Source organism: Castellaniella sp. WN (assembly GCF_054457555.1).
Genome location: NZ_JBTKZC010000001.1, coordinates 2,184,368 through 2,209,317, shown reverse-complemented (window position 1 = coordinate 2,209,317; position 24,950 = coordinate 2,184,368). Strand labels below are relative to the sequence as shown.

The 24,950-nt window shown below is 65.6% G+C and carries 17 protein-coding genes, 6 pseudogenes and 1 other annotated feature; of the genes and pseudogenes, 12 read left to right on the top strand and 11 right to left on the bottom strand.

The features are described 5' to 3' along the window. Window positions 1-244: 244 nt before the first annotated feature. A complete protein-coding gene (locus tag ACTPOE_RS10340; protein WP_458870713.1) occupies window positions 245-1,468 on the bottom strand; it encodes an IS110 family RNA-guided transposase in 1,224 nt (407 codons plus the stop codon). A 222-nt stretch (window positions 1,469-1,690) separates the two neighbouring features. Next, window positions 1,691-2,914 carry an IS110 family RNA-guided transposase gene (locus tag ACTPOE_RS10335; protein ID WP_458870713.1) on the bottom strand — a complete coding sequence of 408 codons (1,224 nt, stop codon included), beginning with the start codon at window positions 2,912-2,914 and terminating at the stop codon, window positions 1,691-1,693. A 381-nt stretch (window positions 2,915-3,295) separates the two neighbouring features. Here ACTPOE_RS10335 and ACTPOE_RS10330 point away from each other — a divergent pair, with 381 nt between their 5' ends. Continuing rightward, a complete protein-coding gene (locus tag ACTPOE_RS10330) occupies window positions 3,296-3,616 on the top strand; it encodes a DUF4168 domain-containing protein (RefSeq protein ID WP_458872110.1) in 321 nt (106 codons plus the stop codon). Window positions 3,617-3,739: 123 nt separating this feature from the next. Here ACTPOE_RS10330 and ACTPOE_RS10325 read toward each other — a convergent pair. Beyond that, window positions 3,740-3,967: pseudogene (locus ACTPOE_RS10325) on the bottom strand (4-oxalocrotonate tautomerase); the annotation flags it as partial. A 389-nt stretch (window positions 3,968-4,356) separates the two neighbouring features. On the opposite strand from ACTPOE_RS10325, the gene dctP reads away from it, so the two are divergent. From dctP to ACTPOE_RS10275, 10 genes and pseudogenes are all read left to right on the top strand, one after another. Next, on the top strand, window positions 4,357-5,412 hold the full coding sequence (gene dctP / locus ACTPOE_RS10320) for a TRAP transporter substrate-binding protein DctP (RefSeq protein WP_458872109.1): 1,056 nt from the start codon (window positions 4,357-4,359) through the stop codon (window positions 5,410-5,412). A 28-nt stretch (window positions 5,413-5,440) separates the two neighbouring features. Continuing rightward, entirely contained in the window at window positions 5,441-5,956 is a 516-nt protein-coding gene (locus ACTPOE_RS10315; RefSeq protein ID WP_458872108.1) for a TRAP transporter small permease subunit, read from the top strand. After that, window positions 5,956-7,275: a TRAP transporter large permease gene (locus ACTPOE_RS10310; protein ID WP_458872107.1), complete on the top strand. Its 1,320-nt coding sequence runs from the start codon at window positions 5,956-5,958 to the stop codon at window positions 7,273-7,275. The genes ACTPOE_RS10315 and ACTPOE_RS10310 overlap by 1 nt, the downstream gene beginning before the upstream one ends. A 73-nt stretch (window positions 7,276-7,348) precedes the next feature. After that, entirely contained in the window at window positions 7,349-8,224 is an 876-nt protein-coding gene (dapA, locus tag ACTPOE_RS10305; RefSeq protein WP_458872106.1) for a 4-hydroxy-tetrahydrodipicolinate synthase, read from the top strand. A gap of 10 nt (window positions 8,225-8,234) precedes the next feature. Further along, on the top strand, window positions 8,235-9,716 hold the full coding sequence (locus ACTPOE_RS10300; RefSeq protein WP_458872105.1) for an aldehyde dehydrogenase: 1,482 nt from the start codon (window positions 8,235-8,237) through the stop codon (window positions 9,714-9,716). 89 nt (window positions 9,717-9,805) lie between these two features. Beyond that, a pseudogene (locus ACTPOE_RS10295) lies at window positions 9,806-10,135 on the top strand (transposase); the annotation flags it as partial. A 50-nt stretch (window positions 10,136-10,185) separates the two neighbouring features. Beyond that, window positions 10,186-10,907: pseudogene (locus ACTPOE_RS10290) on the top strand (IS3 family transposase); the annotation flags it as partial. Beyond that, window positions 10,467-10,583, top strand: a sequence feature (AL1L pseudoknot). Its footprint overlaps the pseudogene before it by 117 nt. A gap of 45 nt (window positions 10,908-10,952) precedes the next feature. After that, window positions 10,953-12,511, top strand: a pseudogene (locus ACTPOE_RS10285) (IS3 family transposase). 34 nt (window positions 12,512-12,545) lie between these two features. After that, window positions 12,546-13,070: pseudogene (locus tag ACTPOE_RS10280) on the top strand (IS3 family transposase); the annotation flags it as partial. A 32-nt stretch (window positions 13,071-13,102) separates the two neighbouring features. Further along, a pseudogene (locus ACTPOE_RS10275) lies at window positions 13,103-13,954 on the top strand (IS1182 family transposase); the annotation flags it as partial. Window positions 13,955-14,026: 72 nt separating this feature from the next. Here ACTPOE_RS10275 and ACTPOE_RS10270 read toward each other — a convergent pair. The 8 genes from ACTPOE_RS10270 to ACTPOE_RS10235 all read right to left on the bottom strand — a co-directional run bounded on the left by ACTPOE_RS10270 (window position 14,027) and on the right by ACTPOE_RS10235 (window position 22,103). Beyond that, window positions 14,027-14,683, bottom strand: a complete 657-nt coding sequence (locus ACTPOE_RS10270; RefSeq protein WP_458872104.1) for a GntR family transcriptional regulator — start codon at window positions 14,681-14,683, stop codon at window positions 14,027-14,029. A 12-nt stretch (window positions 14,684-14,695) separates the two neighbouring features. After that, a complete protein-coding gene (locus ACTPOE_RS10265) occupies window positions 14,696-15,637 on the bottom strand; it encodes a 4-hydroxyproline epimerase (RefSeq protein ID WP_458872103.1) in 942 nt (313 codons plus the stop codon). Window positions 15,638-15,646: 9 nt separating this feature from the next. After that, on the bottom strand, window positions 15,647-16,897 hold the full coding sequence (locus ACTPOE_RS10260) for an NAD(P)/FAD-dependent oxidoreductase (protein ID WP_458872102.1): 1,251 nt from the start codon (window positions 16,895-16,897) through the stop codon (window positions 15,647-15,649). 118 nt (window positions 16,898-17,015) lie between these two features. Then, window positions 17,016-17,753 carry a flagellar brake protein gene (locus ACTPOE_RS10255; protein WP_458872101.1) on the bottom strand — a complete coding sequence of 246 codons (738 nt, stop codon included), beginning with the start codon at window positions 17,751-17,753 and terminating at the stop codon, window positions 17,016-17,018. A gap of 121 nt (window positions 17,754-17,874) precedes the next feature. Continuing rightward, window positions 17,875-19,314, bottom strand: coding sequence for an NAD(P)(+) transhydrogenase (Re/Si-specific) subunit beta (locus tag ACTPOE_RS10250; protein ID WP_458872100.1), 1,440 nt, complete (start codon window positions 19,312-19,314; stop codon window positions 17,875-17,877). Then, a complete protein-coding gene (locus ACTPOE_RS10245) occupies window positions 19,311-19,619 on the bottom strand; it encodes an NAD(P) transhydrogenase subunit alpha part 2 (protein ID WP_043684843.1) in 309 nt (102 codons plus the stop codon). Before ACTPOE_RS10245 ends, ACTPOE_RS10250 begins: the two co-directional genes overlap by 4 nt. Continuing rightward, window positions 19,619-20,737 (bottom strand): Re/Si-specific NAD(P)(+) transhydrogenase subunit alpha, encoded by a 1,119-nt coding sequence (locus tag ACTPOE_RS10240; RefSeq protein ID WP_458872099.1) that lies wholly within the window; start codon window positions 20,735-20,737, stop codon window positions 19,619-19,621. Before ACTPOE_RS10240 ends, ACTPOE_RS10245 begins: the two co-directional genes overlap by 1 nt. Window positions 20,738-20,822: 85 nt before the next feature. After that, on the bottom strand, window positions 20,823-22,103 hold the full coding sequence (locus tag ACTPOE_RS10235; protein WP_458872098.1) for a bifunctional O-acetylhomoserine aminocarboxypropyltransferase/cysteine synthase: 1,281 nt from the start codon (window positions 22,101-22,103) through the stop codon (window positions 20,823-20,825). Window positions 22,104-22,363: 260 nt separating this feature from the next. Here ACTPOE_RS10235 and ACTPOE_RS10230 point away from each other — a divergent pair, with 260 nt between their 5' ends. Next, window positions 22,364-24,949, top strand: a complete 2,586-nt coding sequence (locus tag ACTPOE_RS10230; protein WP_458872097.1) for an AsmA family protein — start codon at window positions 22,364-22,366, stop codon at window positions 24,947-24,949. The last annotated feature ends 1 nt before the right edge of the window (window position 24,950 follow it).

Sequence of the window (24,950 nt, the reverse complement as noted above, 5' to 3'; positions counted from 1 at the left end):
ACATTTTTGCCGCCGGACCACCCCAAGGCGAAAAGCGCCCCCCTTGGGGAGATGCGTCTGGGCGCGGGGCAGTCCCCGCGGACTGGCCCGCGCCTGGAGAACCCGGGCGGCATGCAGGCCGCGAGGTGGACGGCAAGCGGCCATGGGCTGCGCAGCATGGGAGGCTTTTTAGCGTGAAAGACAGGCATTTCTGACCGAGCGCCCCCCCAGCCATCGAAGGCTGTAAGGGCTAGGGCGGTGCGGCTCAGGCGCTGGCAGGTTGGATAAATCCGAACTTGGTCAGAGCCTTGATCCAGCGTGGAGCGTTGCGTTGAACGGATAGGGCCTCATAGTCGGTGGCGCTGTCCCGGTAGTGTTCGCCACGCTGGAGTATGAAGAAGATCGTTCGCAGTATTTTGTGGCCGATGGCGATGATGGCCCGTTTATAGCCACGGCGCACCATCAAGGCCTGGAATTTCGATTTGAAGACGGATTGAGTACGGCTAGCGGCGTGAGCGAACTCGCACAACAGGCGCCGGACATACAGATTGCCCTTGCGAACACGACCGGATTTACGCTTGCCGGCTGATTCGTTGTTGCCGGGGCAGATGCCGACCCAGGAGGCAAGACGATCGGCACTACCAAAGACATCCATGTCGGAGCCGATTTCGACCAACAGCATGGCAGCCCCGATCTGATCGACGCCGGGAATGGTTTGCAGCAGGGCCAAGGCGTTGTGTTCGGATTTCAGTTCGGCGAGCAGCCGGGTATCGAAGCGAACGATACGGGCCTCGATTTCCTCGACATGCTGCATCAGTTCATCCAGGACGAAGTGATGGCTGGCCGTCAGGTCGCCTTGCAGGGCGTCGAAGATTTCCTCGCGGCTGGCCTTCAGGCGGCGACTGGCAAGCTTGAGCACCTCCTGCGGCGCTTGTCCGGCGATGATCGCCTTGACCATGGCGCGTGCCGACTGGCCGTGCAGATCACTGACCACCACCCCCAGGCGCACGCCGCTATCGGTGAGCACCTTGTGCAGACGGTTCTTCTCGCTGGCCAGTTGCCCGACAAGTTTCTGTCGTTGGCGGGCGATCAGGCGCAGTTCCCGCAGCTTGGCCGGCGGTACAAACGAGCCGCGCAGTAATCCCGCTCGCGCCAGCGTCGCTAACCAGTGGGCATCACCCACATCGGTCTTGCGGCCCGGCACGTTCTTCACATGTCGCGCATTGACCACCTTGGCGCAGATGCCACGCGCTTCCAGTGCCGCATACGGGCTCTTCCAGTAAATGCCGGTGCTCTCCATCACGACTTCGTCGGGGCGTAGTGACGCCACCCAGTCGGCCAGTTCCCGACGGTCTCGCTTGAACGCGCCGAATTGACGTTGCTCGATGCGTGCGCAGCCGTCTGCTTCCTCGATCAGCGCACAGGCCGTGATCTGCGCCTGATGAATGTCCAGACCGATCACCCGTTTGTATAACGCTCCCAGTTCCATACCACCTCCTGTCGATTAGACTTAAGGGTGGAAGGTGGCGGGTGCCGGGACTGAACGTGCCTGAAGGCGACATGTCGCCAACGGCCTGTTTAGCGTGCGCTCTCTAGGGAAGCAATCCGGGGTGCGAGTCAGTCCGGCCGGTCACGTTAGCGTGAAAGACAGGCATTTCTGACCGAGCGCCCCCCCAGCCATCGAAGGCTGTAAGGGCTAGGGCGGTGCGGCTCAGGCGCTGGCAGGTTGGATAAATCCGAACTTGGTCAGAGCCTTGATCCAGCGTGGAGCGTTGCGTTGAACGGATAGGGCCTCATAGTCGGTGGCGCTGTCCCGGTAGTGTTCGCCACGCTGGAGTATGAAGAAGATCGTTCGCAGTATTTTGTGGCCGATGGCGATGATGGCCCGTTTATAGCCACGGCGCACCATCAAGGCCTGGAATTTCGATTTGAAGACGGATTGAGTACGGCTAGCGGCGTGAGCGAACTCGCACAACAGGCGCCGGACATACAGATTGCCCTTGCGAACACGACCGGATTTACGCTTGCCGGCTGATTCGTTGTTGCCGGGGCAGATGCCGACCCAGGAGGCAAGACGATCGGCACTACCAAAGACATCCATGTCGGAGCCGATTTCGACCAACAGCATGGCAGCCCCGATCTGATCGACGCCGGGAATGGTTTGCAGCAGGGCCAAGGCGTTGTGTTCGGATTTCAGTTCGGCGAGCAGCCGGGTATCGAAGCGAACGATACGGGCCTCGATTTCCTCGACATGCTGCATCAGTTCATCCAGGACGAAGTGATGGCTGGCCGTCAGGTCGCCTTGCAGGGCGTCGAAGATTTCCTCGCGGCTGGCCTTCAGGCGGCGACTGGCAAGCTTGAGCACCTCCTGCGGCGCTTGTCCGGCGATGATCGCCTTGACCATGGCGCGTGCCGACTGGCCGTGCAGATCACTGACCACCACCCCCAGGCGCACGCCGCTATCGGTGAGCACCTTGTGCAGACGGTTCTTCTCGCTGGCCAGTTGCCCGACAAGTTTCTGTCGTTGGCGGGCGATCAGGCGCAGTTCCCGCAGCTTGGCCGGCGGTACAAACGAGCCGCGCAGTAATCCCGCTCGCGCCAGCGTCGCTAACCAGTGGGCATCACCCACATCGGTCTTGCGGCCCGGCACGTTCTTCACATGTCGCGCATTGACCACCTTGGCGCAGATGCCACGCGCTTCCAGTGCCGCATACGGGCTCTTCCAGTAAATGCCGGTGCTCTCCATCACGACTTCGTCGGGGCGTAGTGACGCCACCCAGTCGGCCAGTTCCCGACGGTCTCGCTTGAACGCGCCGAATTGACGTTGCTCGATGCGTGCGCAGCCGTCTGCTTCCTCGATCAGCGCACAGGCCGTGATCTGCGCCTGATGAATGTCCAGACCGATCACCCGTTTGTATAACGCTCCCAGTTCCATACCACCTCCTGTCGATTAGACTTAAGGGTGGAAGGTGGCGGGTGCCGGGACTGAACGTGCCTGAAGGCGACATGTCGCCAACGGCCTGTTTAGCGTGCGCTCTCTAGGGAAGCAATCCGGGGTGCGAGTCAGTCCGGCCGGTCACGTTAGCCGCGGGGTCGAGCCGCCAAAAACTTTTACGACCTTCACCCAACACCTTCCACCCCAAAGTCTCTTTCATCTTCAGGGGTGGTGCCTACCACCATGATCGTTAGCCGCGGGGTCGAGCCGCCAAAAACTTTTACGACCTTCACCCAACACCTTCCACCCCAAAGTCTCTTTCATCTTCAGGGGTGGTGCCTACCACCATGATCGTTAGCCGCTTCCGTCATTGCGTTGGGCTTGGCGGGGCCTCTGACGGTCGCCCGGACGGCGAGCGCCCAGGCGGCCTACGAGGCCGTGGACCGGCCGACCGACGAGCAACTGCGGCGTTACGCGGCCGCTGTGCGCAAGGTCAGCGCCGTAGCGGCGGAATACCAGCCCAGGCTGGAGGCCGCCCAGGACGAACCGGCCAGGCAGGCGGTGCGCGTCGAGGCCGATCAGAAGATGGTGGATCAGGTCGAGGCGGACGGCATGAGCGTCGCCGAATACAACGGCATCAGCCGCGCTGTGCGCGAAAATCCGGAATTGCGCCAGAAGGTCGAGCGCCTGGTCGGCCAGTGACGGCGGCGATAGCCGCTGTCCATCCCCCGGCCCGGGCTGCCGGCGGCCGGGACGCCAGGCCGGCGGGGTTCCGTTCCCGGGCGCCCGGGCCGCGCGCCGCGCGGGCGCCTTCCCGGGACGAGGTCAGTCCTTTTCGGACCAGAGCACGCCGCCCGTGGCCCAGCGGTCCTTGCTGATTTCCGTCAGGATGATGTCCACCGAGTCCGGCTGACAGCCCAGGACTTCGCAGGTGCGTTCGGTCAGGGCACGAACGAGTTCGCGTTTCTTTTCGGGGGTGCGGCCCTCGAACAATTCGATGTGCATGGTCGGCATGGCCTGGCTCCTTTGAAGTCGGGGATGGAGTCTAGTGTCCTGTCTGGCTAATTCCGATCCTTACCTTCGGCGCCCGGGCTGGCCATGCTGCGTTGCTTGTCCACCTCACCGCTTGCAAGCGGTTCGGATTCGTCAGGCACGGCATAGTCCGCAGGGACTGCTCCGTGTCCAGACTCATCCTCGCGATAGCACCGGCTATCGATGCGGTTCGCGCCTTGCCTGGCAAGCCCATGCATCCGAATTCAAGTGACCAAACTCACCAGACAGGACACTAGCATATCCCGTGCCTTTCCCGAGCCGCCTGCCCGGATGGTCGGGCGGCATTGGTGTTTACCCTCAATATGTTGTAAATATATTTAATGGATATTAGACTGACGGCAGCGCGAATGCTGTCCGGCGATCGCGTATTCCAATTCAAGGGGGAGACCATGAAGAAGATTTTCCGCACCCTGGCCGTGACGGCCCTGGCAATGTGCATGGCGGGCGCCGCGACGGCGGCCGACGTGACCTGGCGCGTGCCGACTTCCGTGCCCGAAGGCTCGCCCTTCTATCAGAACTTCCTGGAGCGCTTCGCCTCCAACGTCAAGACCATCACGTCCGGCCGGGTCGAGATCCAGCCCTTTGGCGCCGGGGTGATCGTGCCGGCCCTGAAGGTGTTCGACGCGGTGCGCGACGGCGTGGTCGAAGCCGGCCATTCCACGTCCAGCTACCTGGTCAATCAGGATCCGGAAAACGCCATTTTCTCGGGTTTTCCGGGCGGCATGGGACCGGACGCCTACAAGGCCTGGTTGTACCAGGGCGGCGGCAAGGAAAAGCTGGAAAAGCTGCGCGCCGGCCAAGGCCTGAAGACCATGATCGTCGGTATTGGTTCCTCCGAGATCCTGGCCCATGCCAATAAACCCATCCGCAGCGCGGAAGACCTCAAGGGCCTGAAATACCGCACGTCCGGCCCCTGGGCCGAGGTGATGCGCGATTATTTCGGCGCCGTCCCGACCGTGGTGCCGCCGGGCGAGACCTATACGCTGCTGCAGCGCAAGGGTGTGGATGCCGTGGAATGGGCGCCGCCGTCGGCCAACATGCCCGAAGGCTTCCACCAGGCGGCCAAGTACATCGTCGTGCCGGGCGTGCATCAGCCGACCTTCATGTGGGAAGTGGTCGTCAAGCAGGACACCTGGGACAAGGTGCCGGCGGACCTGAAGCCGCTGATCGAGGCCGCCGCCCGACTGACCACCGAACAGAGCCTGGACTATTTCTATGACGCGGACATGAAGGCCATGGAAAAGTACCGTTCCGGCCGCAACGAGATCATCACCCTCAGTCCGGAATTTGTGAAGCAGCTGTCCGACGCGGGCTACGACTGGATGCACAAGACGGCCGAAGCGCAGAAGGCCGCCGGCAAGCCGGATATGGCCGAGGTCCTGGCCGACTACGAGGCCTACCACAAGCGCTGGAAGGCCGAAAGCAACTATCTGATGCGCGATTGATCCGCGATCGCCGCCAAGCGAGGCCGAGATGCTCAATGCCCTGACCCGATTCGCGAACGGCGTGTCCTGGTGCGCCTCCCAGCTGGCCAGCGTGGCGGCGGCCGTCCTGACTGTGTCCATGGTCTACGAGGTCTTCGCCCGCTACGTGTTCGACGCGCCCACGGTCTGGGCCTTCGATGTCGCCTACATGGCCAACGGCGCCGTCTTCCTGCTGGGCGTGGCCTACGTCCTGCGGGAGGACGCGCACATCCGCATCGACGTGCTGCGCAACCGCTTGCCCGTCCATGTCGATCGCGCAGTCCAGGGGATCGCCTACCTGCTGATCCTGGCGCCGTTCTTCGGGATGCTGTCCTGGATCGCCGTGTCGCATACCTGGCGGGCCTGGGTGCGGCATGAGGTCGAGACGGTCAGTCCCTGGGCGCCGCTGATGTGGCCGTTCTACTTGTGCATCGCGATCGGGCTGGTCGCCCTGACCCTGCAATTGGCGGTGGAGGGCCTGCGGGCCTTCCGCGGCCTGGATTCCGCCGCCAAGAAGGATCACTGATGAATCCGACCATCGCCGCCCTGATGTTCCCGGGGATGTTCCTGCTGATTTTCCTGGGCATCCCCGTTTCCCTGTCCCTGATCATTCCCGCCCTGATCGCGGGCTGGTTCGCCTTCGGCGACCAGGTGTTCAATCAACTCTACGGCGGCCTGTATTCGGCGGCCACCAACTACATCCTGTCGGCCATTCCCATGTTCGTGCTGATGGGCGCGATCCTGGAACGTTCCGGCATCGCCGCGCGCCTGTTTCGCACCATGCAGCTATGGCTGGGGCGGCTGCCCGGCGGGCTGGCCGTGGCGACCATCGCCATGGGCGCCACCTTCGCGGCCGCCGCCGGCGTGGTGGGCGCGGTCGAGGTCATGGTCGGGTTGATGGCCATTCCCGCCATGCAGCGCTTCCGCTATGACAATTCGTTGATCGCCGGCACCATCTGCGCGGGCGGTTCGCTGGGCACCATGATCCCGCCCTCGGTGGTGGCCGTGGTGTACGCCTCGCTGGCCCAGATCTCGGTGGGCGAGCTGTTCGCCGCCATGCTGTTCCCGGGCCTGGTGATGGTGGGGCTGTTCATCCTGTACATCGTCGTCGTCTGCATCCTGGACCCGAGGAAAGGCCCCCGGGCCGACGATCCGGACATGCGCTTGCCGGTGATGGAAAAGCTCAAGATCACCTTCAGCGGTCTGCTGCCGACCATGCTGCTGATCGTGGCCGTGCTGGGCTCGCTGATGGCCGGCATCGCCTCGCCCACCGAGGCCGCGGCCGTCGGCGCGGTCGGCGCGCTGATCCTGTGCATCTGCTACGGCAAGTTCAGCGTGCCCATGATGCGGGAAGCGCTGGCGATCACGGTGCGGATCTCCGCCATGATCCTGCTGATCGTGGCCGGCGGTATCATGTTCACGGGGATCTTCGCCGCCAATGGGGGCTCGCGCCTGATCCAGAGCCTGATCTCCGACATGGGCCTCGGGCTGTCGGGCACGCTGGTGCTGTTCCTGTTCATCGTGTTCCTGCTGGGCTTCGTGCTGGACTGGACCGCCAACGTGCTGATCTGCGTGCCGCTGTTCCTGCCCGTGCTCACGGCGGCCGGCGTGGACCCGATCTGGTTCGGCACGCTGGTGATCATCGTCATCCAGACCAGCTATCTGACCCCGCCGATGGCGTCCTCGATCTTTTACCTGCTGTCGATCGCACCGCCGGACATGAAGTATGGCCAGGTCTGCAAAGGCGTGGTGCCCTTCATCCTGGTCCAGTTCGCGACCCTGGCGCTGGTGGTGCTGTTCCCGGCCCTGGCCACCTGGCTGCCGCAGCGTGTCTCGGGGTTCTGAATCCGATGCCGGGGCATCGCGCCCCGTTCCCGCCCGGTCGCCCGGGCCGTCTTTTTAGCTTTTAGGAAAGCACATGAAAACCGAAGGAGTCCTGGTCCCCATCGTCACACCGTTCGCGGCGGATGGCCACGTCGACGCCGACGCGCTGCGCCGGCTGGTGGAGCGCTTCATCGACGCCGGCGTCGCCGGCATCGTGGCCTGCGGCACTACGGGCGAATACTATGCGCTGGAAGACGACGAGCGCGAGCTGGTGCTGAGCACGGTGGCGGAGGCCACGCGGGGCCGCGTGACGGCGATCGCCGGCATCAACGCCCTGTCCACGACCCAGGCCATCCGCAATGCGCATCAGGCCGAGGCCCTGGGTTACGACGGTCTGATGCTGTCCACGCCGCCCTACAGCCTGCCGGAGCAAGCCGGGATCGCGCAGCACTTCCGCACCGTCGCACAGGCTACGAAGCTGCCCATCATCATGTATGACTTTCCGGCGCGGGTGGGCGTGCAGATCGCCGTGGACACGGTGATCGAACTGGCGCGCATCCCCAACATCGTCGGCATCAAGGAAAGCAGCGGCAGCTTCAACCGCGCCCTGGCCCTGATCCAGGCCGGCATCCCGGATTTCCAGATCATCAGCGGTTCCGACGACATGGCGGCCGATTTCCTGTTCTGGGGCGTGCGCAGCTGGATCAGCGGCGGCGCCAACGTCTTCCCGGCCGAGCAGGCCGCCATGGTCGAGGCCGCCGGCAAGGGCCGGTGGGACGAGGTCCGCCGCCTGATGAGCGGCATGTATCCGGTGATCCAGGCCATGGAATCCGGCGACTACAACCAGAAGGCCAAGCTGGGCTGCCGCCGCCACGGCATCGAGGCCGGCCCGGTGCGCCTGCCCCTGGCGCCGCTGTCGGAACAGGATGAACGCGCCTTCCTGGCGCTGCTGAACGCCTATCAGGGCTGAGGAGACCGCCATGCCGCAAACCAAGGAACAGATTTTCGCCCAGGCCCGCGCGGGCGGCCTGTGGGCCGGCCACCTGATTCCCGGACATGATGCGCCGGGCGTCCGGATGGACAACACCACGCCGATCGACAACAGCGTGATCGGCGCCCTGGAGTCGGGCACCGCCGCCGACGTGGACCTGGCGGTGCGCGTGGCGCGCGCCGGCTTCAAGTCCGGCGAATGGTCGCAGCGCGCTCCCGCCGAACGCAAGCGCGTCCTGCTGGCCTGGGCGGACCTGATGGAGGCCCACGCCGAGGAGCTGGCGGCGCTGGACTGCATCGACGCCGGCAAGCCGATCACCGAATGCCTGAACACGGACCTGCCGGCCACGCTGGACACCTTCCGCTGGTACGCGGAGGCCATCGACAAGTGTTTCGGCCGCATCGCGCCGACCGGGCCGGCCGCCACGGGCCTGATCGTCAAGGAGCCTATCGGCGTGGTGGGGGCCGTGCTGCCCTGGAATTTTCCGGCCCAGATGTACGCCTGGAAGGTCGCGCCCGCCCTGGCGGCCGGAAATTCGGTCATCGTCAAGCCGGCCGAACTGACCTCGCTCAGCGCCTACCGCATGACCCAGCTGGCCCACGAGGCCGGCGTCCCGGCGTCCGCGCTGCAACTGGTGACCGGCCTGGGCGAGGAAGTCGGCCAGGCGCTCGGGCGCCACATGGATGTGGACGTGGTGTCCTTCACCGGCTCCACCGAGGTCGGCCGCTATTTCCTGAAATACTCGGCTGAGAGCAACCTGAAGGAAATCGTCCTGGAATGCGGCGGCAAGAGTCCCCAGGTGATCTTCGACGACGCGGATCTGGACGGGCTGGTGGACCACGTGCTGGCCGCCGCCTTCTGGAACATGGGCGAAAACTGCAGTTGCGGTTCCCGCCTGATCGTCCAGGCGGGCGTCAAGGACGCCGTGCTGGACCGCCTGCGCGCACGCCTGTCGAACTGGAAGGTCGGCCTGCCCACGGACGAATCCGTGCAGATCGGTCCCATGGTCGAACGCGCGCATTTCGACAAGGTGCGCGGCTTCCTGGAAGGCGCGGCGGCCGAGGGCGCGCGTCTGGCGCACGGCGGGCGCATCCATGCGGACCTGGGCAGCGGCTGGTACGTCGAACCGACCATCTTCGACGGCGTCGCGCGTGAATCGCGGCTGTTCCGCGAAGAGGTCTTCGGCCCCATCCTGGCCGTATCCACCTTCGAGACCGAAGCCGAGGCGATCGACCTGGCCAACGACAGCAACTACGGCCTGGCTGCGTCCCTGTACACCCGCGACGTGGGCCGTGCCCAGCGCGTGGCGCGCGCCATCCAGGCGGGCACGGTGTCGGTCAACGGCTTCTCGGAAGGCGACATCACCACCCCGTTCGGCGGCTACAAGCAGTCCGGCTTCGGCGGTCGCGACAACGGTCTGGAGGCTCTGGACCAGTACCAGCAGGTCAAGACGATCTGGTATGTGAACTGAGTTGAACCGAGGATGAAAAAGGCGCCGTGAGGCGCCCAGACTGCTGACAAACCCTCCCATAAAACGGAGGGTTTGTTCATAATGGGGTCATGCTCAAGACCCCGACGGCTTACCAGCACGAGCTGGAGATGGTGACGCTGGAATCCTTGGTTCCAGCCGATCACCTGGTGCGCAAGATTGCTGCGGCAATCGACCTGGAGTTCATCCGGGATCGCGTGTCCCACCTTTATTGCCCCAACAACGGACGCCCGGCGCTCGACCCGGTGGTGTTGTTCAAACTGCTGTTGCTGGGGTACCTGTTTGGTATCCGCAGCGAACGTCAGTTGATCCGAGAGGTTCAAGTCAACGTGGCCTATCGGTGGTTTCTGGGGCTGCGGTTGACCGACAAGGTGCCTGATGCCTCGACGATCAGCCAGAACTGAATCACCCCGGGTTTTGAGGAGGCTCCAAGCTTTGAGAGAATGGAGCCATGGTCAACAATCAAACCAAATTTTCACCTGAGATCCGTGAACGGGCCGTGCGCCTGCTCCTGGAACACCGCGACGAGTACGCGTCGCAGTGGGCTGCCGTCACATCGATTGCACCCAAGATTGGCTGCTCGCCGCATTCGCTGCTCAAATGGGTTCGGGCCCAGGAGGTGGAGACGGGTGTACGTGCCGGTATCCCGCAGGCCGAGCAGGAACGCATCAAGGCGCTGGAGCGCGAGGTCAAGGAGCTGCGCCGAGCCAACGAGATTCTAAAGACGGCCAGCGCTTTTTTCGCCCAGGCGGAGCTCGACCGCGTCCTGAAGAAATAAACGCCTACATCGATCAGCACCGAGACTTGTACGGGGTCGAGCCGATCTGCAAGGTATTGCAGGTCGCCCCGTCAGCCTACAGGCGCCATGCCGCCCGGTGTCGCAATCCAGATCTACGCAGCCACCGGGCCAAACGGGACGAGCAGCGCATGGTCGACATCTACCGCGTCTGGGATCAGAACTTCCAAGTCTACGGCGCGCGCAAGATCTGGCGCCAGATGCATCGGGAGAACATGCCCATTGCCCGCTGTACGGTCGAGCGACTCATGGGCCGCCTGGGGATCGAGGGAGTGCGCCGGGGCAAGCGGATACGCACGACGGTTCCCGATGCCTCCAAACCCTGCCCGCGCGATCTGGTGCGTCGGGCCTTCCATGCTGATCGACCCAATCGCCTGCCCCCTGTGTCAGACTAGTTGTCGCATCGGATTTGGAACGATTAGATGAATTTGACGACCTACAGCACGGCCTTCAAAGAGGAGGCGATCCGCAAGACCCTGCAGCGCGGCACGCGCACGGTGGCTGACATGGCCCAGGAGTTGAACATGTCGGTCCATACGCTGAAGAACTGGATTCGCAATCCGAAGATGGCTCATTTGCGCAGGCAATCCTCAGAAGAGGCCCCCGCCAGTCGGTGGACATCCGCACAGCGGCTGCAGGCCCTGCTTGAGACCCATTCTCTGGCCGAAGAGGCGCGCAACGCCTGGTGCCGGGAACGGGGCATCTTCGCCCATCAGCTCACGGCCTGGAAGCATGAGCTCGAACAGTCGGGGAACAAGCCCGCAGCCGATATCCAGGAGCTGCGTCGGCTCAAAGAGGAACTGGTTGGCGTGCGCCGTGATTTGGCCCGCAAGGACAAGGCGTTATCGGAGGCGGCAGCCCTGCTGGTACTGCAAAAAAAATACCAGGCGCTGTGGGAGGACGAGGACAAATGACCTCACTGACACAGCGCCGACAGATCATGGCATTGATTACTGAGGCGGTCACGGCTGGTGCTCGACAGGCACGCGCCTGTGAAGCAATCAATCTGAGCGCACGCACACTGCAACGTTGGCGGCGGGCCCCGGAGCAAGGCGATGGGCGCCCCACGCGGGTACAGCGGCCCTGCAACCGCCTGAGCGATGCCGAGCGTGATCGCATCCTGCGGGTGGTCAACAGCAGCGAGTACGGCCACCTGCCCGCTTCTCAGATCGTGCCACGCCTGGCGGATACGGGGGTCTATCTGGCCAGTGAATCGACGATCTACAGGCTGATGCGTACCGCCGGGCAACTGGTGCATCGCACGCCTGATCGCACGCCTGGCCCGGTGCATCGGCCTCGGGCGCTGACGGCTACTGCGCCAGGGCAGCTCTTCAGCTGGGACATCACCTATCTGCCCGCCACCGTGCGGGGCCAGTACTACTACCTGTACCTGTTTCTTGACCTGTTCAGCCGTCACATCGTGGGCTGGCAGGTCTATGACACCGAGGACAGCGCCCGTGCCAGTGAGCTGATGCGCGATATCTGCCGCCGCGAGGGCATCCTCCCAGGGCAGGTGGTGTTACACAGCGACAATGGCTCCCCGATGAAGGGCGCCACCATGCTGGCGACACTACGGGAGCTGGGTGTGGCGCCATCGTTCAGCAGGCCAGCGGTGAGCAATGACAACCCGTACTCAGAGTCCTTGTTCAGGACTCTGAAGTACCGCCCCCGCTACCCTCGCAAGCCCTTCACCGGTCTGCTGGCTGCCCGGGCCTGGGTCGGTGAGTTCGTGCGCTGGTACAACACCGAGCACCGGCACAGCGCTATCGGCTTCGTGACGCCTGAGCAGCGTCACTGTGGGCGCGATCGCGGCCTGCTCGAACGGCGCCATGCCCTCTATCGGGCGGCCCGCGAAAAGCACCCGGAGCGCTGGAGCGGCAGGACCCGCAACTGGACAAGAGTCGACGAGGTCTTCCTCAACCCGCAGAAGGGTCACGCGTCCTGTGCCAAGCGAAATTCAGACCTCAAGCGGGCGGCTTGAGTCACTCAGAAAATGCGACAGATAGGTTGACAATCACCGCCTGTGGGTGGCTGACTTCACCTACGTATCCACTTGGCAGGGATGGATGTACGTGGCCTTCGTCATCGATGCGTATGCCAAGCGCATCGTGGGCTGGCGCACGAGCTCGCGGATGACCACAGACTTCGTGCTCGATGCCCTGGAGCAGGCGCTCTACGACCGGCACCCCGATCCGGCCGCAGGCCTTGTCCATCATTCGGATCGCGGTTCGCAGTACGTGTCGATCCGTTATTCCGAACGGCTGGGCGAGGCGGGTATCAGCCCTTCGGTGGGGGCCACGGGCGACGCCTATGACAACGCCCTGGCCGAGACCATCAACGGCCTGTACAAGGCAGAACTGATTCATCAGCGTGGCCCCTGGAAGACCAAGGCTGCCGTGGAATTAGCCACCTTGGAATGGGTGGCCTGGTTCAATCATCAGCGGCTGCTGGAATCGATTGGCGACATCCCCCCCGCCGAGGCCGAACAACGGTACTATCAAGTGCTTGCAACACCCGCTGCTGAGGCGGTTTTACTTTAACCAAACAGCCTCCGCGATTCCCGGGGTGATTCAAGGTCAGCCGCACCGATCCCGAGAGTGGCTACATGGTGCGCGAGGGCAAGCCCAAAGGGTTCTTTTACCTGGACCATCGCACGGTCGATGCCAAGCACGCGATCATCACCGACACGCATGTGACACCGGCCAATGTGCATGACAGTCAACCGTATCTGGCACGGCTGGATCGTCAGAGCGAGCGTTTTAATCTGAACCCGTATGCGGTGGGGCTGGATGCGGGGTACTTCACCTCGATGGTGTGTAAGGGCCTGGAGGATCGGTCGATTGCCGGGGTGATGGGGTATCGTCGCCCGAGCCACAAGGACGGTTATTTTTATAAGCGTGAGTATGTCTATGATGCGCAAAGCGATACCTACACTTGCCCGCATCACCAAGAGATACCGTACAAGACGACCAGTCGCGCAGGCTATCGTGAGTACCACTCGGATCCGGATCTGTGTGCCAGTTGCCCTGGACGATCACGCTGCACGCGAAGCGCCAACCATGTCAAAGTGCTGGTGCGTCATGTGTGGGAGCAGGCCAAGGAGCGGGTCGAGGCACGTCGCCTGACTCCGGCGGGCAAAAAACTCTACGCCCGGCGCAAAGAGACGGTGGAGCGCAGCTTCGCCGACGCCAAGCAATTGCACGGGCATCGGTATGCGCGTCTGCGCGGACTGAAAAAAGTGATGGAGCAGTGCTTGTTGGCCGCTACTGCGCAGAACATGAAGAAGATCGCGCTGCTGCTGGCGCGGCTTTTAGCGTCGTTTTACGGCGCCGCACGGTCTGCTCTAGTCTTCAATACCGCACGGAGCCTCATTGTGAGGTCGATTCTGGCTTCAGCGATGCAACGGCCTGCGCATTGCCTGTGACCAAAAAATAAACCCCGCTGTCCAAAAAACAGGGGGTTTATCAACATTCTGAGGCGCCGTGAGGCGCCTTTTTCATCCTTCGATGACGGTGTGGGTGAATTCCATCAGGTAGTCCATCAGCGCGTCCGCGCCGGCGATAGCCCGCTCCGGGTCGTTGGCGTGGATGCCCTCGGCCAGCATCAGGTGGCAGCGGGCGCCGCGTTCCAGGTCGCCCTCGTGCTGGTAGGCATACCAGAAGCGCCGGCACTGGATGATCATCGGGATGATTGCCTGCACGGCGTAGGGGTTGCGGCTGGCCTCGTGGGTCACGCGGTCCAGCGCCTGGTCGGCCCGCATGTAGCCCGCCAGATCACCCTGGCGCGCGGCCTCGGTCATGTCGTGCGCGCATTGCAGCAGGGCGGCGCGCTGTCCGGTCGTGGCCCGGCGGGCCGCCGACCCCGCGATCAGCCGCTCCAGCACCCGGCGGGTCTCGATCAGGATCAGGTGCTCCGCGATGCGGATCTCGCTGACGCGCAGCCCGCGCCGGGGCTGCTGTTCGATCAGGCCGCTGGCGATCAGCCGCATCAGGGCCTCGCGGATGGGCGTGCGGCCCAGACCGGTCATCTGGATCAGGTCGCTTTCCACGATCGGCTGGTTGGGTTCCAGCTGCAGCGTGGCGATCATCTGCTCGATGCGGTCGTAGGCCGCCTCGGTGGCGCGGATCTTGACGGTGGGGGATGCGGAAGTCATGTCACGGAAGAGTCAGGACTGCGGTTCGATGCCCCACCGGAAGGGGTCGTCGTCCTGCAGGATCAGGGTGGTTTCGCCGCTGATGTGGGCGCGCCCGCGCAGGGTCGGGACGACCTCGCCGTGCTCGCCCGGCTCGTAGCTGGCCTGGAACTGGCTGCCAATGATACTGGACTGGCGCCAGATCTGCCCTGGCGCGAGCTTGCCGTCGGCGGCCAGGCAGGCCAGCTTGGCGCTGGTGCCGGTGCCGCAAGGCGAACGATCGTAGGCTTTCCCGGGGCACAGCACGAAATTGCGGCTGTCGGTGTCCTCGTCGGCACCGAACAATTCGATGTGGTCGATGCGCGCGTCGCCGCGCCCGCGGATGCCCTGGGCGTCCAGGGCCTGGCAGATCGCCCAGGCGTATTCCGTCAGAGCGGTCCGGTCGGCCCCGGGGACGACCCGGTCGGGGGCGTCCACCAGGAAGAACCAGTTGCCGCCCCAGGCGATGTCGCCGTGGACGATGCCGTGGCCGGGGACGTCCACGGCGACCGCCTTGCGGTGGCGGTAGGCGGGGACGTTGCGCACGCTGACCGAACCGTCGTCGTGCAGCGTGGCGGTGACGGTGCCCACCGGGGTCTCGATGCGGTGCTCGCCCGGTTCGATGCGGCCCAGCCAGGCCAGCGAGGCCAGCAGGCCGATGGTGCCATGGCCGCACATGCCCAGGTAGCCGGTGTTGTTGAAGAAGATCACGCCGGCCGTGGCGGCGGGATCCTCCGGGGCGCACAGCAGGGCGCCGACCAGCACGTCGCTGCCGCGCGGTTCCAGGATCACGGTCTTGCGCCATTCGTCGTGCCGTTCGGCCAGCCGCCGGCGGCGTTCGGCCATGGAGCCGGCACCCGGGTCGGGAAAGCCGTCGAGCACCAGCCGGGTCGGTTCTCCGCCGGTGTGGGAGTCCAGGATGGAGATACGATGCATGATGAGTCCTCAGAAAAAGCGTTCCGGCCGGTAGGGGGCGAGGTCGATGGCGGGCGCCTGGCCGCCGATCAGGTCGCGGATCAGGCGGGCGGTGGCGGCCGACTGCGTCAGACCCAGGTGGCCGTGGCCGAAAGCGTAGAAGATGTCCGGATGGCGGCGGGCGCGGCCGATCACCGGCAGCGAGTCGGGCAGGCTGGGCCGGAAGCCCATCCATTGCTCCCCGCCCTCGGTGCGCAGCGCCGGCAGGAAGGCCTTGGCCTTGTCCAGCATGGCCTGGGCGCGGCGGTAGTCGGGCGGCCGCCGCAGGCCGGCCAGTTCGACGGCGCCGCCTACGCGAATGCCGCAGGTGAGCGGCGAGATCACGAAGCCGTGATCGGAGAACGTGATCTGGCGGCGCAGGTCCAGCGCGTCCGGCGGCAGGGTGGTGTTGTAGCCGCGCTCGGTTTCCAGGGGGATGGGGTCGCCCAGCGGGCGGCTCAGCCGGTGCGACCAGGCGCCGGCGGCGATGACGACGCGGCGCGCCCGCAGCGTGGCGCCGTCGTCCAGCATCAGGAGGCCGCCCTCGGTGGAGGGTTCGACGGCGCGGACTTCGCGGCGCAGCAACCGGGCGCCGAGCGCCTGCGCCCGCAGGCCGATGTCCACGGCCAGGGCCTGGGGATCGTCGACGTTGCGCCAGCGGGACACCAGCATGCCATGGGTGAACCGGGACGCCAGGCCGGGCTGTAGTTCGGCCAGCTCGGCGCCCTGGACCGGATGGCTTTCGATGCCGTAGGCCAGCCGCTGGCGGGCGATTTCCCGGGCGGCGGCGAAGCGTTCGGCGCCCTCGTAGACTTCCAGCACGCCTTCGGTGTGCAGGTGGCGGTCCAGCCCCGTGCGGGCCAGCATGGCCATCATTTCCTCCCGGGCCAGGCCGATCAGGGCGACCTGCGCCCGGATATTGGCCTGGTAGTGCGACGGCCAGCTGGCCCGCCACAGGCGCAGCAGCCAGGGCGCGATCCGCGGCAGATAGGCGGGCGGCAGGCTGAGCGGTCCCAGCGGGTCGAACAGCCAGTGGGCCGCCTTGCGGATGATGCGAGGGGATGCCAGCGGCAGGATCTCGGCGAAGGCCAGGGCACCCGCGTTGCCCCGGCTGGCGCCGCTGGCGGGGTCGTCGCGTTCGACCACGACGACGTCGTGTCCCGCCTCGCGCAGGTACAGGGCGCAACTCAGGCCGATGATGCCGCCGCCTACGATGGCGACGTCACAGGAGGAAGCGTTCATGATGGTTGCCGGTCAGGATCCCGCATGGATCCGGTACCGGGGATGATTTCACAGACGCAACAAATATGCAAATAATATATTTATCAGGGGATTCCAGGTCCGGAGACCCGGGATTCATTCATTCGATGCCCCAGCGGCGGGCGAGGACGGCGCGTTCCAGCGAGCCGATGTATTGCTGAATGGCGATCTGGCGGTTGTCCGGCAGGTTGAAGTAGCGGCAGGCGACCTGGTGCTGCGGCTTGCCGTTGTCCTGGGTCAGGTGTGTGGAGCGCAGCACTCGCAGGGCGACGTCCAGGTCGCCCGAGCCGGGCAGTTCCAGCGTGCATTCGTCGAAGATCGTGCCCATGGGCGTTTCAGCGAGCAGGTTGTCCCGGTCCACCAGCTGCAGGCCCCCCGCGCTGATATCGGCGATCCGGAAGCGGGCCTTGCCCGAGGGGAGGGAGGCGTCTTCGATCAGGCAGTGGGCGGGATTGTTGGCCGGGACGTCGACCCGGAAGAATGCGCGCCGCTGGACCCGACGCAGCTGTGTGGGCCAGGCCATCGACAGCGCCGGCTTGCCTTCGTGCATGGCGGGGCTCAGCGGTCCCGAGAATTCGATCATCACCCGGTCCAGCGTGCCCTGCAGGCGCACGGCGGGCGCGCGCAGCAGCCGGGTGTTGATCAGGTCCTCGGAGGCGTTGTCCAGCAGCAGCGTGCCGGCTTTCGCGTCAACTTCGAGCAGCGTGGAAATGATCGAGACGGCCATGCCGGGAATGTCCAGGCGCACCAGCACCCGCTGGCTGAGCAGGCCATGCAGGATGGAACTGATTTCGAGCGATTGCGATACCAGACAGGGATCGTCTTCCTGGAAGGCCATGGTCGTGGACTGCGCCTAGAGTGCGACTAGGATGAATTCTAAACGATGGGGCTCCGGAAAACGGTGCTCCGGGACTGCGGGAAAGCCCGCATGCGCGGGCCTTCCCGAGGGGGTGACGACCCTATTCCAGGGCCTTGACCATGTCCTCCAGGACTTTCTTGGCGTCGCCGAACACCATCATGGTCTTGTCCATGTAGAACAGTTCGTTGTCCAGGCCGGCGTAGCCCGCCGCCATCGAGCGTTTGTTGACGATCACCGTGCGCGCCTTGTAGGCCTCCAGGATCGGCATCCCGGCGATGGGCGAGTTTGGATCGTTCTTGGCCGCCGGGTTGACCACGTCGTTGGCGCCCAGCACCAGCACGACGTCGGTCTGGCTGAATTCGCCATTGATGTCCTCCATCTCGAACACCTGGTCATAGGGGACCTCGGCCTCGGCCAGCAGCACGTTCATGTGCCCCGGCATGCGGCCGGCCACCGGGTGGATGGCGTATTTCACCGTCACGCCCTGGGCCGACAGCTTCGTGGCCAGTTCCTTCAGGGCGTGCTGGGCGCGCGCCACGGCCAGGCCGTAGCCCGGGACGATGGTGACGGTCTCGGCGTTGCTCATGAGGAAGGCGGCGTCGTCCGGGCTGCCGGACTTGACATTGCGCGGCGCGCCGTCGCCCGCGGCGCCCGCCGCGGAAGGTTCGGCGCCGAAGCCGCCCAGGATCACGTTGAAGAACGACCGGTTCATCGCCTTGCACATGATGTAGGACAGGATCGCGCCGGAGGAGCCCACCAGCGAGCCGGCGATGATCAGCATCGGGTTGTTCAGCGAGAAGCCGATGCCCGCCGCCGCCCAGCCCGAGTAGCTGTTCAGCATGGAGATCACCACCGGCATATCGGCCCCGCCGATCGGGATGATGATCAGCACGCCCAGCAGGAAGGCGATCATCGTCATGGCGATGAAGGGCAGCCAGGATTGCGTCGCCATGAACCAGAAGCCGCAGGCCAGCATCAGGATCGCCAGCAGCAGGTTCAGCATGTGCTGGCCGGGGAAGACCACCGGCGCGCCCTGGAACAGGCGGAACTTGTACTTGCCCGACAGCTTGCCGAAGGCGATCACCGAGCCGGAAAAGGTGATGGCGCCGACGAAAGTGCCGATGAACAATTCCAGCCGGTTGCCCGTGGGGATGGGAGCGCCGTCGGCCGCGATGCCGAAGGCGTGCGGCTCGGCCACGACCGCCGTGGCGATGGCGACGGCCGCCAGACCGATCATGCTGTGCATGAAGGCGATCAGTTCCGGCATCTTGGTCATCTGGACCTTGCGCGCCAGCACGGTGCCGATGGCGCCGCCGACCAGCAGCCCGAGGATCACGCGCCCCAGGCCGGTGGCGGTGGCGCCGTCGCGCGCCAGGCCGACGATGAGCGCCGCCGTGGTCAGGATGGCGATCGCCATGCCGATCATGCCGAAGGTGTTGCCCCGGCGCGAGGTGGTGGGATGGGACAGGCCCTTGAGCGCTTGGATGAAGCAGACCGAGGCGACGAGGTAGAGCAGGGTGACGAGATTGGCCGAGATCATGCCTGGCCTCCCTTGCGTTCCTTCTTCTTGAACATCTCCAGCATGCGTTGGGTGACCAGGAAGCCGCCGAAGACGTTCACCGCCGCCAGGGCCACGGCGAACACGCCCATGGACTGGGCCAGGCCGCCGTCGGTCAGGCCGGTCGCCAGCATGGCGCCGACGATGACGATGGCCGAGATGGCGTTGGTCACGGCCATCAGCGGGGTGTGCAGGGCCGGGGTCACGTTCCAGACCACGTGGAAGCCCACGTAGACGGCGAGCACGAAGATGATGATGTTGATCAGGGTGGGATTGACGGCTTCCATCAGACGCTCCTCAGGACCTGGCCGTCCTTGCAGACCAGGCAGGCTGTGACGATGTCGTCGTCCGCCGGGAGGGCGAAGCGGCCCTCGGCGTCGATGACGAGTTTCAGGAAATCGAGCACGTTGCGCGCATACAGCGCGGAAGCGTCGGTCGCGAGCAGGGCGGGCAGGTTGGCCAGCCCGACCAGGGTGACGCCGTCGCGCTCGACGACCTCGCCCGGCACCGACAGCGGGCAGTTGCCGCCGCGCTCCACGGCCAGGTCGACGATGACCGAGCCGGGCTTCATGGCGTCCACCGTGTCCGGCTGGATCAGGGTCGGCGCCGGGCGGCCGGGGATCAGGGCCGTGGTGATGACGATGTCGGCCTGCTTGCAGCGTTCGGCCACCAGGGCGGCCTGGCGCGCCATCCAGGCGGCCGGCATGGGCCGGGCATAGCCGCCGACGCCTTCGGCGATTTCGCGTTCCTCGTCGGTCTCGTAGGGCACGTCGATGAACTTGCCGCCCAGCGACTCGACCTGCTCGCGCGCGGCGGGGCGCACGTCGGAGGCTTCCACCACGGCGCCCAGGCGACGCGCGGTGGCGATGGCCTGCAGGCCGGCCACGCCCGCGCCCAGCACGACCACGCGGGCCGCCTTCAGGGTGCCGGCGGCGGTCATCATCATGGGGAAGATGCGGCCGTAGTACTGGGTGGCGAGCAGTACGGCCTTATAGCCGGCCAGGTTGGCCTGGGACGAGAGCACGTCCAGGCTCTGGGCGCGGGTCGTGCGCGGCGCGGCCTCCAGGGCGAAGGCCGTGAGGCCCGCCTCCGCCAGCGCCTTCAGGCCGTCGGGGTCGAAGGGGTCGAGCATGCCGAGCAGCACGGCGCCCGGCTTCATGCGGCCCAGTTCGGCCGCGTCGGGGCGGCGTACCTTCAGGACCAGCTCGCCGCCCAGGGCGGCGCCGGCGTCGGCCAGTTCGGCGCCCGCTTTTTCATAGTCGGCGTCGGGATGGCGGGCGGCCGTGCCGGCGCCGCGTTCGACCAGCACCCGATGGCCCGCCTGGACCAGTTTCTTGACGGTTTCGGGGGTGGCGGCGACCCGGGTCTCGCCCGGCAGGGTCTCGCGGGGGATGCCTACCTGCATGGTGGCCTCCCGGCGGGGGTGCGGCTGTATTGCTGCATGGGGGGTTCCTTGATGTCTTGAAGGTTGGGGCGTGACGGGGCCGGGGTCAGCGGCTGGCGTCCAGCGCCTGGCGCAGATCGTCGAGGATGTCGTCGATGTGCTCGATGCCGATGGACAGGCGGATCATGTCTTCGCCTACACCGGCGCGATCGAGTTCTTCGGGGCTGAGCTGTCGGTGCGTGGTCGAGGCCGGATGGCAGGCCAGGGATTTCGCGTCGCCGATGTTCACCAGCCGCAGGATCAGTTGCAGGGCATCGATGAAGCGGGCGCCCGCGGCGAGACCCCCCTGGATGCCGAAGGACAGGATGCTGGCGGGCAGCCCGCCCATGTATTTCCGCGCCAGGGCGTGTTCGGGGTGGTCCGGCAGGCCGGCATAGTTCACCCAGGCGACCTGCGGATGGTCCTTCAGGAAGCGGGCCACGGCCAGGGCGTTGGCGCAATGGCGCTCCATGCGCAGGGCCAGGGTCTCGATGCCCTGCAGCACCAGGAAGGAATTGAAGGGCGAGATCGCGCCGCCGGTGTTGCGCAGGGGCACGACGCGGCAGCGGCCGATGAAGGCGGCCGGCCCGAAGGCCTCGGTGTAGACCACGCCGTGGTAGGACGGATCCGGTTCGTTCAGCATGGGGAAGCGGTCGCGGTGCTCGGCCCAGGGGAACTTGCCGCTGTCCACGACGGCCCCGGCGATGCTGGTGCCGTGCCCTCCCATGTACTTGGTCAGGGCATGCACCACAATGTCGGCGCCCCATTCGATGGGACGGCACAAGGCGGGCGAAGCGACTGTGTTGTCCACGATCAGCGGCACGCCGTGGCGGTGCGCGGCCTCGGCCAGCGCCTGGATGTCGATGATATTGCCCGCCGGGTTGCCGACGGATTCGCAGAACACCGCGCGGGTGCGCCCGTCGATCAGGGCCTCCAGGGCGGCGACGTCGTCGTGGGGCGCGAAGCGGACCTCCAGGCCCTGGCGCGGGAACGTGTGGGCGAACAGGTTGTAGGTGCCGCCGTAGAGCTTGCTGGTGGAGACGATATTGTCGCCCGCCTGCGCCAGGGTCTGGATGGCGTAGGTGATGGCCGTCATGCCCGAGGCCACGGCCAGCGCGGCCACCCCGCCTTCCAGGGCGGCGACGCGCTCTTCCAGGACGGCGGTGGTCGGGTTCATGATGCGGGTGTAGATGTTGCCGGCCACTTTCAGGTCGAACAGATCCGCGCCATGCTGGGTGTCGTCGAATGCGTACGAGGTGGTCTGGTAGATCGGCACGGCGACCGATTTGGTCGTGGGGTCGGGAGTGTAGCCGGCGTGGATCGCCAGAGTCTCGAAGCGGCGGGTCATGGGGTGTGTCTCCTGTGCAGCATGATTTGGGGCAATCAGCCATCGTACCGGCGAATGCCGTTACAGCATAAGGTCTATGGCCCTATTTCAATATAGCCGTGAGTCATATAAAGTCCTGTGCATTCTTCTACGAAATGCAATGCGGTGCAATAGAATGCGGCCGGACGCCGTAAACGGCCGTGCCGGGCGCGGGCATGGGTTAGCATTTCGTTTGTTGTCCGGCCTGTGGCGGACTGCCGATCGAAGGTGTGGGTTAAAAAATGAATGTCTGGTTGAAGCGGGTGCTGTTCAGCCTGGTCGTGGCGCTGCTGCTGGCGGTGGTCGGGCTGGCGATTTTCCTGCTGACCTTCAATCCGAACGCTTACAAATCCAGGCTGGAATCCCTGGTATTCGAGCGCACCGCCCGCACGCTGACCATCGGCGGCGACATCAGTCTGTCGCTGTTCCCCCGCATCGGCCTGTCGGTCAGCGACGTGGCCCTGTCCGACCGTGACGCCAAGGACACTTTCGTGTCCATCGACAGCGCCCGCTTCGCGGTGGCGATCTGGCCCCTGCTGTCGAACCAGCTGGTGGTGGACCACGTGGCCGTCACGGGCCTGAAGGCCTATGTGGTGCGCGACGCCCAGGGCCGGTTCAACTTCAGCGATCTGCTGGATGCCGACACAGCGGCGGTCGCCGCCTCGGCGCCCGCGCCCATGGCTGTCGCCGCGGCGCCCGGCGCCAGGTCGGATTTCAACATCGACATCGCCGGCCTCGAACTGAAGGCGGGCCGGGTGCAGTACGTCGATCAGCGCGACGGCCTGTCCACGACCTTCGACCGGATCGAGGCGAACACCGGCCGGGTCACTTACGACCAGCCTTTCGACGTGTCCCTGAAGGCCGCGATCACGGGCAACGATCCGGTGCAGAATGCCCAGCTCCAGGCCCAGGCGCTGCTGCGCCTGAATCCGGGGGGGCTCGGCTATTCGGCGCAGAAGATCAATGTGCAGCTGGGCGGCCGCCTGGGCAATCTGGACCGGTCGCAGGCCACCCTGAAGGGCAATCTAGCCTACGACGGCAAGGCTCGCCACTTCTCGGCCGACAACCTGGAACTGGCCCTGAGCGGCGATATCGTCGGCGCGCATCCGATCCAGGGCCTGAAGGCCAGTCTGACGGCCGCGCAGTTGCGCTTGGACCAGCGCAATGCCGCGCTCAAGATCGACAAGCTCGCTCTGCGCGCCGTGGGTCAGGACCGCCAGCGCGCTCTGGACCTGGCCCTGGACGCTCCGGCCCTGGCGATCTCGCCCGATTCCGCCCAGGCCGATCCGGTGACCGGCACCCTGAAATGGACCGGCGAGGATACGATGGCCGTCTCCCTGGGGCTGGAAGGACTGTCGGGCAATGCCAACGAATGGCAATTCCGCGCGGCCAGCCTGGACGGGGCGTTGACCCAGGGCGATCGCCTGCTGCGTCTGAAACTGACGTCGCCGCTGACCTGGAACATGTCCCTGCGAAAGGGGTCCCTGAGCGCCATCAAGGGTGACATGGGGGTGCGCGACCGTGCGCTGCCGTCCGGCAGTTATGAGTTTCCCATGATCGGCAGCGTGCACCTGGATTTGGTGCAGGATCAGTTGTCGGCGGATCTGAACGCCGTGATCGACGGCGGACAGGCCTCCTTCAAGTCCCAGACTACGAAGCTGGCCACGTCCCAGCCCCGGACCCGGTTCGCCCTGAACACGGAAAAGCTCGATCTGAATCGCTGGCTGCCCGCACCGCCGGCCGCCGCGGCCAAGTCGGACGGCGCGGCCCGGGAAGCGGACAAGGATCAGGACGACAAGGCGCAGGATAAGGCGCGGAGCGGCGATGCGAAGGCGCCGCCGGCCCCCGCGCCGATCGATCTGTCTTTCCTGCAGGGGCTGGATGTCGAGGGCGACGTGCGGATCGGCGACCTGCGGGTGCGCGACGTGCAGTTGACGGGCGTCGGCCTCCAGGCGCGTGTCCAGAAGGGCGAGTTGATCGTTTCCAAGCTGTCGGCCGGCCTGTACGAAGGCACGCTGTCGGGCCAGTTCAGCGCGACGGCCGACCAGACATTCGGCCTGAAACTGAACCTGGACAAGGTCGCCGTGGCGCCCCTGATGCAGGCCGCGATGGGCTGGAGCCCGCTGTCGGGGCGCGGCGCGGCGCAGTTCGACCTGCGCGCGCAGGGCGCGACGGCCGATGCCCTGCAGCGGTCGCTGGCGGGCCGGGCCTCCCTCCAGGTCAAGGACGGGGCGGTGCACGGGGTGGATGCCGTGCAGACTCTCGTGGACGTGGCGGCGGCGCTGGGCAATGTCCTGAAGGGCCGCCTGGATGCCCTGGCTTCGCCGTTCGACAGCCGCCGCAGCACCGCCTTCAGCAGTCTGGACGGCCGCCTGGACCTCAAGGATGGCCAGGGCACCCTGTCGAAGCTGTCTCTGGTGACCGACCTGGTGAGGGTGTCCGAAGGCAAGCCGGCGCGCATCGATGTGCCCGGCCGCAGTCTGGACCTGGTCCTGCTAGCCCAGGTGGCGGCGCGGTTGCCCAAGGGCCTGGATATTGCGTTGATGCCGCTGCTGGGCGCGACCATTCCCGTCCGCATCACCGGCGCCTGGGATCGTCCGGAATACGAGGTGAACTGGTCGAGTATCCGCAACCCGTCCATTCAGCGCGCCCTGAAGTCGGGACTGATGGAACTGCTCAAGGGGAAGGACCTGATCGACCAGGCGCTGCCGTTGCCGGAACCCGAGGCGCCGAGCGCCGCTCCGAAGAGTTCCGCGGCGCCGGCGGGGTCCGGCGCCGATCCGGTGGAGCGCATCGGCAAGGCCATCAAGGGCCTGCTGGGACAATGAC

Coding starts and splice junctions, on each gene's coding strand:
- ACTPOE_RS10340 (WP_458870713.1), bottom strand. CDS start 1,468: ATGGAACTGGGAGCGTTATACAAACGGGTGATCGGTCTGGACATTCAT.
- ACTPOE_RS10335 (WP_458870713.1), bottom strand. CDS start 2,914: ATGGAACTGGGAGCGTTATACAAACGGGTGATCGGTCTGGACATTCAT.
- dctP (WP_458872109.1), top strand. CDS start 4,357: ATGAAGAAGATTTTCCGCACCCTGGCCGTGACGGCCCTGGCAATGTGC.
- ACTPOE_RS10315 (WP_458872108.1), top strand. CDS start 5,441: ATGCTCAATGCCCTGACCCGATTCGCGAACGGCGTGTCCTGGTGCGCC.
- ACTPOE_RS10310 (WP_458872107.1), top strand. CDS start 5,956: ATGAATCCGACCATCGCCGCCCTGATGTTCCCGGGGATGTTCCTGCTG.
- dapA (WP_458872106.1), top strand. CDS start 7,349: ATGAAAACCGAAGGAGTCCTGGTCCCCATCGTCACACCGTTCGCGGCG.
- ACTPOE_RS10300 (WP_458872105.1), top strand. CDS start 8,235: ATGCCGCAAACCAAGGAACAGATTTTCGCCCAGGCCCGCGCGGGCGGC.
- ACTPOE_RS10270 (WP_458872104.1), bottom strand. CDS start 14,683: ATGACTTCCGCATCCCCCACCGTCAAGATCCGCGCCACCGAGGCGGCC.
- ACTPOE_RS10265 (WP_458872103.1), bottom strand. CDS start 15,637: ATGCATCGTATCTCCATCCTGGACTCCCACACCGGCGGAGAACCGACC.
- ACTPOE_RS10260 (WP_458872102.1), bottom strand. CDS start 16,897: ATGAACGCTTCCTCCTGTGACGTCGCCATCGTAGGCGGCGGCATCATC.
- ACTPOE_RS10255 (WP_458872101.1), bottom strand. CDS start 17,753: ATGGCCTTCCAGGAAGACGATCCCTGTCTGGTATCGCAATCGCTCGAA.
- ACTPOE_RS10250 (WP_458872100.1), bottom strand. CDS start 19,314: ATGATCTCGGCCAATCTCGTCACCCTGCTCTACCTCGTCGCCTCGGTC.
- ACTPOE_RS10245 (WP_043684843.1), bottom strand. CDS start 19,619: ATGGAAGCCGTCAATCCCACCCTGATCAACATCATCATCTTCGTGCTC.
- ACTPOE_RS10240 (WP_458872099.1), bottom strand. CDS start 20,737: ATGCAGGTAGGCATCCCCCGCGAGACCCTGCCGGGCGAGACCCGGGTC.
- ACTPOE_RS10235 (WP_458872098.1), bottom strand. CDS start 22,103: ATGACCCGCCGCTTCGAGACTCTGGCGATCCACGCCGGCTACACTCCC.
- ACTPOE_RS10230 (WP_458872097.1), top strand. CDS start 22,364: ATGAATGTCTGGTTGAAGCGGGTGCTGTTCAGCCTGGTCGTGGCGCTG.